Below are 9,487 nucleotides of genomic sequence, written 5' to 3' on the forward strand. Positions count from 1 at the left end.
CCATCCCAATGACAAGCACGAAAACAGGCAGCGACCTGGGGAGGCCCAGGCGGCGCCCTATGGCGCTGGCGCCGATACGACCGAGCAGTCCCCGCATTTCCCAGGCTCAGTGCCCAATGTTTGGGCGAATGTCGAGCGCTCGGCTATCCTGCCGCAGCGGCGTTGCGGAGGCTCAAGGCGTGACCGAGATCGTCAATCTCAACAAGGCCCGCAAGGCCAAGGCCCGGGCCGAGGCCAAGGCGGTCGCAGCGGAGAATCGGGTCCGGTTCGGGCGCACCAAGGCCGAGAAGGCGGCCGCCAAGGCCGACGTCGCCAAGCTCGACCGACGGCTCGATCAGACCAAGCGCGACGACTAGGCCGGCAGGATGTCCCGGTTGGCCGGCGGGATGGACTCGTAGATCGTCGCCGGACGGATCCCCAGCCGCCTGCGGGCGGCCTCCAGCGGCTCGTTCATCACCCGCTCGTAATCCTCGCCGAGCAGCCAGGCGGCGGCCTTGCCCCGCTGGTACCCTTCGAGGATCGCCTTCTTGAACGGATAGGCCCCGTTCCGTCCGGAGCGGAACGCCGCGCCAAGCGCGATCAGCGCCCAACCCAGCCCCTTGGTCTGGGCGTAGGAGAAGGCCACCAGGCAAGCCTCGCCCAGGGCGTCGCGACCGTAGCCGCTGAGGATGTGCCAGATGTCGTGCACGTCGCGGGTGCGTCGCCCCATCCAGGCGTAGGGGTGCGGATTGTCGATGTCGCCGACGCCCTCGCGGCTGACCATGGCAAGGCCTTCCGCCGACAGCTGTTCGGAGCGAACGAAGGTCCGGTAGGCCGCGCCCACCGAGCCCTCGGCGAAGCTGTCCAACCAGGCGTCGTCCATCAGCTTGTGGGCCAGCTCCACCCGCTCATAGGCGATGCGGCCGCCCTCGGTCGTCGCCAGCAGGCGGTGGTAGCCCTTGGCCGTCGAGTTTCCGTTCAGCGCCCGCATGATCTCGAAGACCTGGCGGGTGTCCTCCTTGTCGGCCAACAGGCGCTGCAGCGCCTTCAGGGCCGGCCCCCATTGCAGCTTGTAGGAATAGGCCCGCGGCTGGGGGGCCTGGGCCGGCGCGAGCGCGGGATCGAAGTCGACGGCGGTCATGACGGTAGCCTGCCAGAGGGAGGTTGCTGGTCTACTAAAAATGACGCGAGCGTCACCTTTTCGCAAGACCCGCTTCGCGACCTTTCAGCAGAGCGGTTATGCGGGCATGTATCCCGTTCCGTGCCCAGACTCGCCAAACGCTCGCTGCTGCTCGCCGGCCACGCCACCTCGGTGGCGCTGGAGCCCGAGTTCTGGGCCGTGCTGGAGGAGATGGCGCAGGCCCGCGGCGAGAGCCTGGCGGGCCTGATCACCCGCCTCGACCAGGGCCGCGGCGCAAGCTCCCTGGCCTCCGCCTGCCGACTGGCCGCCCTGGCCTACGCTCGCAGCGGCTAATGGGCGCTCGAGGTCGCCGGCGTGGCCGGCGCGTCAGGCGTGGCCGGCGTGGCCGGAGACACCGCATCGCCCTGGGCGGACGTGGGGTGGGTCCCGCCCGAAGGGCTCTCCACTGCGCCTTGGCGCTGGACGAAGAAGATCACCGCCCATCCGACCACGATGGCGAGCAGGATCCACACCAGCGGCGGAATCTTCCGCTTCGGGTAGTGCGGCTTGGACGGGGAGTCGTGAGATGAGCTCATAAGCCTCTCTTGGGTTCAGCGTCGGGAAGCGGCGCCGGCGGCGCCGCCTTGGGCGTTGCGACCACCGGGCCGGAAGCGGCGATGTCGGGCGGGCTGGCGCGCAGGGCCGCGAAGCCGAAGGTCAGCGAAAGGGCGATCAGCACCGTGAGGCTCAGCCAGACGAGCGGCTGGGGCCGGGATTGTGCGGGGGCGGGCATCGCTCACCTCGGTCCCGGCGCCGGGACCGGCGGCAGGTTGGGCGCATCAGGAATGCTCGAAGGGGTCGGCAGCTCCACCGACAGGTCGGCCGGCCTGGGCAGGTCGGCCCGCTGGGCGCGGGTGGCGAACATGTAGGCGGCGATCACCACCGCCGCGACGATGACGCCGCCGATCACCCACCAGGTCCAGTTGCGCGGCTGCTCGCGTGAGCTCGTGGCCATCCCCGCCTCCATAGCCCCCCCGCCTCGCCAACGGTAACGACGCCCTTTCGCCGCGGTTCCTGCCCTTTGGCCGCCGCGCTCGTGTGCTACATATGTTCTGATGCCTTCGTCCGACTCGTACCCCCTGCCCTCCACCGGCCCGCGCGTGAGCGATCTGGCGCGCGTACGCGGCGCCGAGCCCGATTACCTGGAGGGGCTCAACCCCGAGCAGCGGGCGGCGGTGGAGGCTGTCGAGGGCCCGGTGCTGGTGCTGGCCGGGGCGGGCACCGGCAAGACGCGGGTGCTGACGACGCGGCTGGCGCACATCCTGGCGGCGGGAAAGGCCCGGCCCTGGGAGCTCTTGGTCGTCACCTTCACCAACAAGGCCGCGCGTGAGATGCGCGAGCGGATCACCCACATCATCGGCCCGCAGGCCGAGGGGCTGCGCTGGCTTGGCACCTTCCACTCGATCGCCGCCCAGATCCTGCGCCGGCACGCCGAGCTGGTGGGGCTGAAGTCCAACTACACCATCCTCGACACCGACGATCAGGAGCGGCTGCTCAAGCAGGTGCTGGAGGCCGAGAACATCGACGCCAAGCGCTGGACGCCCCGGGCGCTGGCCGGCCTGATCGACCACTGGAAGAACCGCGGCTGGACGCCGGACCGCCTGCCGTCGTCCGAGAACGCCCAGTTCGCGAACGGCCGCGGTCAGGCCCTCTACCGCCTTTACCAGGAGCGGCTGCGGATCCTGAACGCCTGCGACTTCGGCGACCTCTTGCTGCACAACCTGACGATCTTCACGAGCTCGCCGGACGTGCTGGCCGAGTACCACGACCGGTTCCGCTACCTGCTGGTCGACGAGTACCAGGACACCAACGTCGCCCAGTACCTGTGGCTTCGGCTGCTGGCCCAGAAGCTGCAGAACGTCTGCTGCGTCGGCGACGACGACCAGTCGATCTACGGCTGGCGCGGGGCCGAGGTGGACAACATCCTGCGCTTCGAGCGCGACTTCCCCGGCGCCAAGGTGATTCGGCTGGAGCGCAATTATCGCTCCACCAGCCATATCCTGGCCGCCGCCTCGGGGCTGATCGCGGCCAACAAGTCCCGCCTGGGCAAGACCCTGTGGACCGAGGCCGAAGGCGGCGAGAAAGTCATCGTCCGCGGCGTCTGGGACGGCGAGGCTGAGAGTCGGCTGATCGCCGACGAGATCGAGAAGTGCAAGAAGGCCGGCCGCCGCTACCGTGACATGGCCATCCTGGTGCGCGCCTCCTTCCAGATGCGCGCCTTTGAAGACCGCTTCATCCTGCTGCAGATCCCCTACATGGTGATCGGCGGCCCCCGGTTCTTCGAGCGCGCCGAGATCCGCGACGCGGTCGCCTACCTGCGGCTGATCTACTCCCCGGACGACGACCTGGCCTTCGAGCGGATCGTCAACGTCCCCAAGCGTGGGATCGGCGAGACCACCGTCCAGAAGCTGCTGCAGATCGCGCGGGTGAACGGCGTCCCCGGCAGCACCGCCGCGCGCGAGCTGGTGCGCACTGACGAGCTGGCCGCCCGCACCCGCACCTCGCTGTCCAACTTCCTGCGCGACCTCGACCGCTGGCGCGCCGAGGCCGGCCGCCTGCACCACGCCCGGCTGATGGAGACGGTGCTGGAGGAGAGCGGCTACACCGACGCCCTACGCCTCGACCGCAATCCGCAGGCCCAGACGCGGCTGGAGAACCTGAAGGAGCTCATCAATGCGATGAGCCAGTACGAGACCCTCGAGGCCTTCCTCGAGCACGTGGCCCTGGTGCTGGACCTCGACCGCGAGAGCGGCGACGACCGGGTCCAGATCATGACCCTGCACCAAGCCAAGGGCCTGGAATTCCCGCTGGTCTTCCTGCCCGGCTGGGAGGAAGGCATCTTCCCCTCCCAGCGCAGCATCGACGAGACCGGCGAAAAGGGCCTCGAGGAGGAGCGGCGCCTCGCCTACGTGGGCCTGACCCGCGCGCGCGAAGAGGCCCGCGTCTCCTTCGCCGCCAACCGCCAGGTCTACGGCCGCTGGACGAGCCAGATGCCCTCCCGCTTCGTGGACGAGCTGCCGCTGGCCAACGTCGAGGCCTCGTCGGAGACCGGCTACTACGGCGGCGGGCCGGGGATGCAGCAGCACGGCAGCCGCTGGGACGAGAGCCCCTCGTTTGGCGCCGGCTACTCCTCGCCGGGCTGGCGACGCGCGCAGGCGAGCAACTACAAGGGCAGCCACCCCGGCCGTCAGCAGGTCATCGAAGGCGAAGGCCGCCTCGTCGCCGTCTCCGAACCCAGCCACATCAGCGCCTACGCCCGTGGCGACCGCGTCTTCCACGTCAAGTTCGGCTACGGCCAGGTGACCGCCATCGAAGGCAACAAGCTCACCGTGAACTTCGAAAAGGCCGGCGAGAAGAAGGTCATCGACAGCTTCGTCGAGAAGGCGTGAGGCGGCTCCAGCCCTCGCTAAGGGCACGCGTTGCGGCGCTCGGTTGCGCAGGGGCCTGCCTGGTTGGCTCAGCAGCGCAAGCCGGCGACGCCGAGTGCATTTGGTCCCGATTGCCGCCAGCACAACAAGCCGAGCTGGCAGCGTTCCTGGTCGATGAGGAAGGGGACCTCTCGCTCACCTTCGCCTCGATCACCGACCCAGTCGTCGCATGCGGCGGCGCCTCCGACGAGAGCTCCGCAACCGCGGCGCTGAACGCACTTGCGAGTCTCGCCTTGCGCTGGAGCGCCGCCGCTGCACTCGATGAGCGTTGGCAGATATCGGAGCAGACTCTCCTCGCCGCCTGGGATTCGCTCTCAGTGGAGCAACGACAAGCCCTCGAGGACACCTCGCCGCTTGGAATGAGCGCGGCTGGGCCCCAAGCAGAGGCCGCGCAGCGCGCCTTCGAGCTGGCCGCAACGCGTGCAGGATGGAGCGGAGATCGAGACGATCCGCTGTTCGAGGATCTCGCGAGCTACTTCACCGCCGTCGCGCTGCAGGGGCACTTCGAAGACAAGTTTTAGTGGAAACTAGCGCTTCCGCATGAACGCCCGGGCGATCAGCGCGCCGACGCCGAGCACTGCGGCGGCGATGCCGCCGGCCACGGCGGTCTTGTTGCCGCCGGGCAAGCGCTGGAGGAAGTCGGGCTCGTCCGACGCGAGTTTGCCGGCGGCGAAGGGTTGGGGCTGCGGTGCGGCGTCGGCGGCCGGCGCGGGCTCAGGCGCAACTTGCGGTTTGGCGGCGGCCTTGGCCGCCGCCTTCGGAGCGGCCTTGCGCTTGGGTTCCGCCGTGGGCGCAGCGCTCTTCGGCGCTGCGGCGGCCTTGGCGGGCGCCTTCTTCTTCGCGGGCTTGGCCGCATCGGCCTTCAGGAACGTCACCGTGCCAGCCTTGGTGTCGACGTCCATCACCTGCCAGCCGGCCCCGAGCCAGGCCTTGGATTGGGCCTTGGCCGGATCGTTGGCCCACCAGGCGACGCCGGTGCGGGCGGTCTTCGGCAGCGGCGCGCCGAGCAGCTGCTCCACCTCGTCGAAGCCGCCGCGCCACTCGTTGCCCTTCTGACCCGACAGATGATCGGACAGCCCCTGGTATTTGCTCATGAATGGTCCCTCTCCCGCTCCGCGCCCAGAGCTTCAACCCAGGCGAAGCGCCCGGCAAGTCTGAACCAAATCGCCGCTGCAGCGCTTAGCGGCCATGACCGGTGACAATGCTGCTTCGCCGTTAAGGATGCTCTACCAGGGGATCGCCGCCGCCAGCGTGGTCGGCCTGCTGATGGGCGGGGCGCTGAAGCCAAGCCTTCGCGAGATCGCCGGCCCCGACGGCCCCCAGATGCTGTCGGGCGTGTCCGGCAAGCGTGTCTACCGCGACGGCTACGGGGAGGCCGACTTCACCTCATGGACCGGTCAGCCGCCGGACTACGTCGTCGGCACCGACTGGCTGCGCCCGCCCGTCTACCCCGACGCCTCCGCCTACGAGCCGCCTTCGTACAATTACGACGACTATGCCTACGAAGAGCTCCCGCCGGTCGACTACGCCGCGCCGGCCCCGTACGAGCTCGCCGACCTCGAGCCGCCGCCGCCGCCGCCTCGAATGCCCTCCCTGGACGGCGACGTGCTGGCCGGCGTCGGCATCCCCCCGCCCCCGGAGCCGCCCGTCGAAGACGCCTACCCGCCGGAGGCCTGACCCTCTCGCCTTTCGCCGCGGACGCCTCTAGAGGGGCGCCATGGACCAGGCCCTCCAGATCATCGCCCGCGGACCTCGCCACCAGGCCGAGGCGGCCGCCGCCGCCATCGATGCCCACCCGGCCCTGGAGGGCGCGACGTATTCGATCCTGGAGGAGGACGAGGACCGCGGCATCTGGCGGATCGACGCCTATCCCACCACCGACGAGGAGGCGCAGGCCCTGCAGGCCGCGCTCGGCCCCTTCGGCCTGAAGGTCACGACCGAGGCCCTGGCGGACGCCGACTGGCTGGCCATGGCGCTCTCCGGCCTGCCGCCGGTCAGAGCCGGCCGGTTCTTCGTCTACGGCGCCCACGACCGCGGCCGCGCCCCGCCCAGCACGGTCAACCTGCGTATCGAGGCGGGCGCCGCCTTCGGCACCGGCCACCACGGCACCACCGTGGGCTGCCTCGTGGCCTACGACGCGCTGCTCAAGGCCCGCCGCTTCGACAAGGTGCTGGACGTCGGCTGCGGCACCGGCGTCCTCGGCATCGCCGCCGCGCGGACCGGCTCAGGGGTGGTGGTCGGCACCGACATCGACCGCGTCTCGGTGCGTATCGCCCGCGAGAACGCCACGCTGAACCGCGCGCAGGCGCAGTTCGTCCATGCCTCCGGGCTCGAGCACCCGCAGGTGCGGGCCGGCGCCCCCTACGACCTGGTGTTCGCCAACATCCTGGCCGCGCCGTTGATCTTCCTCGCCCGCGACATCCGAGGGGCGCTGAAGCCGGGCGGGCTGGCCATCCTCTCCGGCTTGCTCCGCTCGCAGGAGCGCCGGGTGCTGGCGGCCTACCTCTCCAAGGGCTACCGCCTGCGCTCGCGCCTGCACCGCGACGCATGGGCCACCCTGGTGGTGCAGCGCATCTAGGCGAGCTTGCGGCAAGCGCCGGAACTCCAAGAGAAAACCCGACGTTCGCTTCGGTGAGACCGGCGGCCCCTGCGCCGTCGCCGCCCGAAGGAAACGAGATGTCCGACGAAGAGCGCAGGGTCGAGCGCGAGCGGCGCGACACCCCCGCCTACGTGCAGCGCGAGGAGGTTGGCGAGAGCGGCCCGGCGCAGGCGATCCGCGAGAGCAACGCCACCGCGTGGTGGCTGGCCGCCCTTGCGGCCATCGTCGCCCTATTCGCCCTGATCTGGCTGTTCAACGCCAACCGACAGCAGGTCGCCGACATCGAGGCGGCTCGCGAGGCCGGACGCGCCGAGGTGATGATGGACGACACCGCCGCTCAGGCCCATTCCGCCGCCTTCGCCGCTCGGGAGCCCTCGCGCAGCACGAGCGCAGATCTGGCCCGCGCCACCGAACAGGCCGCCGCCGACGCCGCCGACGCGAGCCGCCAGGCCGCGCTGGAAGCCCAGGCCGCCGCCGCCAGCGTCTCCGACGCCGCCCAGGACGCTGCGGCCGAGGTCACCGTCACCGTCCCGGACGAGCCGGTGGAGTAGCGGATCAGCCCGCCCACTCCTCCGCGAGCACGGCGTAGAGCAGCGTGTCGTGCCAGCCGTCGCGTCGCAGGTTGGCCTTCCTCAGCAGGCCCTCGCGGCGCATGCCGAGCTTCTCCATCACCCGCCAGGATCCGCGGTTGCGGGCGTCGCAGGTCGCCCAGACCCGGTGCAGCCGCATGTCCTCGAAGGCGATCGCCAGCAGCCGGCGCGCGCCCTCGGCGACCAGCCCCTGGCCCCAGTACGGCCGGTGGATGGAGTAGCCGATGTCGGCCGTGCGGTTCGGCGCGTCCTTCACCTCCAGGCGCATCGAGCCGATAAGCCGCGCCTCGGACGCCAGCTCGATGGCCACGTTGACGGCGTGCGGCGGGCGCTCCGCCTGCGCCTTCAGCGCCCGGTCCAGGTGCTCCCGGGTTTCTTCGGGCGTGTTCGGGCCCCAATCCATGTAGCGGACCACTTCGGGGTGGACCGCGTACTCGTGGATGGCGTCGAAGTCGTCCTCTCGGAAGTCGCGCAGGATCAGCCGCTCCGTTCGGAATGGCGGGACGGGCGCGGGCGGGATGTCGGTGGTCATGGGAGCCTCTCCGGGGTTTGAAGCCTTCGGAGGGGCGCGGCGTTCGCTTCAGACCCCATCCGGAAGGCGGGGTCTGTTCGTCGCGAGCGTTACCGCACGCGCACGCAACAGCCCCGGCCGGGACCATTGGAATTGCATGAAGCTTGCGCAGCGCGGGCGAACATGAGGCCGCTCATACCACGGTTATCGCCAAAGCCAAGCTGATCGGCCCTTTGCCGCCCCGCGCCGAAGGGCTTACATCCCCCACATGCGCCAGACCTTCGACGAAAGCACCGACCCCTCCTTCGGCTCCAAGCACGTGCCGCTGATCCGCGAGGCGATGGCCCGCCAGGGCCTGGACGCCTTTGTGGTCCCGCACGAGGACGAGCATCAGAACGAGTACCTGCCCGAGGCCAACGACCGCCTGGCCTGGGCCACCGGCTTCACCGGCTCGGCCGGCGCAGCGGTGATCTTCAAGGACAAGGCCGCCATCTTCGTCGACGGCCGATACAGCCTGCAGGTCCGCGACCAGGTGGACCCCAGCCTGTTCGAAGTCCGCGACCTGGTGGACGGCGGCGTCCCCGCCTACCTCGAGGCCGCCGCGGCCCGGGGACAGGCCATCGGCTACGACCCGCGCCTGCACAGCCCCGACGCGCTGGAGCGGCTGAAGCGCGCTGCCGAAAAGGCCGGCGCCCAGCTCAAGCCGGTCACCCCCAATCCCCTCGACGCCGCCTGGGGCGAGAAGCGGCCACCGCAGCCTCGGGCCCCGGTCGTGCCCCATCCGCTGGAGTACGCGGGCGAGGAATCCGCCGCCAAGCGCGCCCGGGTCGGCGCGAGCCTCGCGGACAAGAGCGCCGAGGCCGCCGTGCTGACCGCCCCCGCCTCCATCGCCTGGCTGTTCAACATCCGCGGTGGTGACGTCATCCGCTCGCCGCTGCCGATTGGCCAGGCGATCTTGGAGAAGGACGGCTCGGCCCAGCTGTTCCTCGATCCCGCCAAGGTGACGCCCGAGCTGCCCGCCTGGCTCGGCAACCAGGTGGCCCTGCAGCCGCCCGAAGCCCTGCCCGCCGCCTTGAAGGCGCTCGGCGGCCGCCGCGTCCTGGTCGACCCCGCGCAGTCGGCGGCCTGGTACCTCGAGCAACTCGGCGACGCCGGCGCCCAGGTGATCCGGGCCGAAGACCCCTGCGCGCTGCCGAGAGC

The 9,487-nt window shown here is 70.5% G+C and carries 14 protein-coding genes; 8 read left to right on the forward strand and 6 right to left on the reverse strand.

Translation table 11 applies throughout. The annotated features are described in order from the left end of the window. Window positions 1-179: 179 nt before the first annotated feature. Complete coding sequence (locus VHK87_RS08535; protein ID WP_329634477.1) at window positions 180-356, forward strand: DUF4169 family protein; 177 nt, start codon at window positions 180-182, stop codon at window positions 354-356. On the opposite strand, the gene VHK87_RS08540 is transcribed toward VHK87_RS08535, so the two are convergent. Next, window positions 353-1,120, reverse strand: a complete 768-nt coding sequence (locus VHK87_RS08540) for a Coq4 family protein (protein WP_329634478.1) — start codon at window positions 1,118-1,120, stop codon at window positions 353-355. The two genes, VHK87_RS08535 and VHK87_RS08540, sit on opposite strands and share 4 nt — an antisense overlap. 120 nt (window positions 1,121-1,240) lie before the next feature. On the opposite strand from VHK87_RS08540, the gene VHK87_RS08545 reads away from it, so the two are divergent. After that, window positions 1,241-1,453, forward strand: coding sequence for a ribbon-helix-helix domain-containing protein (locus VHK87_RS08545; RefSeq protein WP_329634479.1), 213 nt, complete (start codon window positions 1,241-1,243; stop codon window positions 1,451-1,453). On the opposite strand, the gene VHK87_RS08550 is transcribed toward VHK87_RS08545, so the two are convergent. From VHK87_RS08550 to VHK87_RS08560, 3 genes are read right to left on the reverse strand one after another with little or no spacing between them, the layout of a single operon-like run. After that, window positions 1,450-1,695 (reverse strand): hypothetical protein, encoded by a 246-nt coding sequence (locus tag VHK87_RS08550; protein WP_329634480.1) that lies wholly within the window; start codon window positions 1,693-1,695, stop codon window positions 1,450-1,452. The two genes, VHK87_RS08545 and VHK87_RS08550, sit on opposite strands and share 4 nt — an antisense overlap. Continuing rightward, the gene (locus tag VHK87_RS08555; protein WP_329634481.1) at window positions 1,692-1,892 is read right to left on the reverse strand and encodes a hypothetical protein; all 201 of its coding nucleotides are present in this window, start codon (window positions 1,890-1,892) and stop codon (window positions 1,692-1,694) included. Before VHK87_RS08555 ends, VHK87_RS08550 begins: the two co-directional genes overlap by 4 nt. Before the next feature lie 3 nt (window positions 1,893-1,895). Then, window positions 1,896-2,114, reverse strand: a complete 219-nt coding sequence (locus tag VHK87_RS08560; RefSeq protein ID WP_329634482.1) for a hypothetical protein — start codon at window positions 2,112-2,114, stop codon at window positions 1,896-1,898. Window positions 2,115-2,214: 100 nt separating this feature from the next. Between VHK87_RS08560 and VHK87_RS08565 the strand changes: the two genes are divergently transcribed. Then, entirely contained in the window at window positions 2,215-4,548 is a 2,334-nt protein-coding gene (locus VHK87_RS08565; protein ID WP_329634483.1) for a DUF3553 domain-containing protein, read from the forward strand. A gap of 110 nt (window positions 4,549-4,658) precedes the next feature. Next, the gene (locus VHK87_RS08570) at window positions 4,659-5,108 is read left to right on the forward strand and encodes a hypothetical protein (protein WP_329634484.1); all 450 of its coding nucleotides are present in this window, start codon (window positions 4,659-4,661) and stop codon (window positions 5,106-5,108) included. A gap of 6 nt (window positions 5,109-5,114) precedes the next feature. Here the strand turns inward: VHK87_RS08570 and VHK87_RS08575 are convergent, their stop codons facing one another. Beyond that, on the reverse strand, window positions 5,115-5,681 hold the full coding sequence (locus tag VHK87_RS08575) for a DUF7662 domain-containing protein (protein WP_329634485.1): 567 nt from the start codon (window positions 5,679-5,681) through the stop codon (window positions 5,115-5,117). A gap of 127 nt (window positions 5,682-5,808) precedes the next feature. Here VHK87_RS08575 and VHK87_RS08580 point away from each other — a divergent pair, with 127 nt between their 5' ends. The 3 genes from VHK87_RS08580 to VHK87_RS08590 all read left to right on the forward strand — a co-directional run bounded on the left by VHK87_RS08580 (window position 5,809) and on the right by VHK87_RS08590 (window position 7,737). Beyond that, entirely contained in the window at window positions 5,809-6,264 is a 456-nt protein-coding gene (locus VHK87_RS08580; protein ID WP_329634486.1) for a hypothetical protein, read from the forward strand. A gap of 40 nt (window positions 6,265-6,304) precedes the next feature. Further along, entirely contained in the window at window positions 6,305-7,165 is an 861-nt protein-coding gene (locus VHK87_RS08585; protein ID WP_329634487.1) for a 50S ribosomal protein L11 methyltransferase, read from the forward strand. Between the two features lie 98 nt (window positions 7,166-7,263). After that, entirely contained in the window at window positions 7,264-7,737 is a 474-nt protein-coding gene (locus tag VHK87_RS08590; RefSeq protein WP_329634488.1) for a hypothetical protein, read from the forward strand. Window positions 7,738-7,741: 4 nt separating this feature from the next. Here VHK87_RS08590 and VHK87_RS08595 read toward each other — a convergent pair whose 3' ends face one another. After that, on the reverse strand, window positions 7,742-8,308 hold the full coding sequence (locus VHK87_RS08595; protein ID WP_329634489.1) for a GNAT family protein: 567 nt from the start codon (window positions 8,306-8,308) through the stop codon (window positions 7,742-7,744). Window positions 8,309-8,555: 247 nt separating this feature from the next. On the opposite strand from VHK87_RS08595, the gene VHK87_RS08600 reads away from it, so the two are divergent. Further along, window positions 8,556-9,487: aminopeptidase P family N-terminal domain-containing protein (locus tag VHK87_RS08600; RefSeq protein ID WP_329634490.1), on the forward strand; the 932-nt coding region annotated here is incomplete at its 3' end.

The sequence above is a fragment of the Phenylobacterium sp. genome (assembly GCF_036263695.1).
Classification (GTDB): domain Bacteria; phylum Pseudomonadota; class Alphaproteobacteria; order Caulobacterales; family Caulobacteraceae; genus Phenylobacterium.

Bases quoted from the DNA above. Each gene is read 5' to 3' on its own strand.
- VHK87_RS08565 (WP_329634483.1), top strand. From the start codon at position 2,215: ATGCCTTCGTCCGACTCGTACCCCCTGCCCTCCACCGGCCCGCGCGTG.
- VHK87_RS08595 (WP_329634489.1), bottom strand. From the start codon at position 8,308: ATGACCACCGACATCCCGCCCGCGCCCGTCCCGCCATTCCGAACGGAG.
- VHK87_RS08555 (WP_329634481.1), bottom strand. From the start codon at position 1,892: ATGCCCGCCCCCGCACAATCCCGGCCCCAGCCGCTCGTCTGGCTGAGC.
- VHK87_RS08560 (WP_329634482.1), bottom strand. From the start codon at position 2,114: ATGGCCACGAGCTCACGCGAGCAGCCGCGCAACTGGACCTGGTGGGTG.
- VHK87_RS08575 (WP_329634485.1), bottom strand. From the start codon at position 5,681: ATGAGCAAATACCAGGGGCTGTCCGATCATCTGTCGGGTCAGAAGGGC.
- VHK87_RS08580 (WP_329634486.1), top strand. From the start codon at position 5,809: ATGCTCTACCAGGGGATCGCCGCCGCCAGCGTGGTCGGCCTGCTGATG.
- VHK87_RS08550 (WP_329634480.1), bottom strand. From the start codon at position 1,695: ATGAGCTCATCTCACGACTCCCCGTCCAAGCCGCACTACCCGAAGCGG.
- VHK87_RS08585 (WP_329634487.1), top strand. From the start codon at position 6,305: ATGGACCAGGCCCTCCAGATCATCGCCCGCGGACCTCGCCACCAGGCC.
- VHK87_RS08540 (WP_329634478.1), bottom strand. From the start codon at position 1,120: ATGACCGCCGTCGACTTCGATCCCGCGCTCGCGCCGGCCCAGGCCCCC.
- VHK87_RS08590 (WP_329634488.1), top strand. From the start codon at position 7,264: ATGTCCGACGAAGAGCGCAGGGTCGAGCGCGAGCGGCGCGACACCCCC.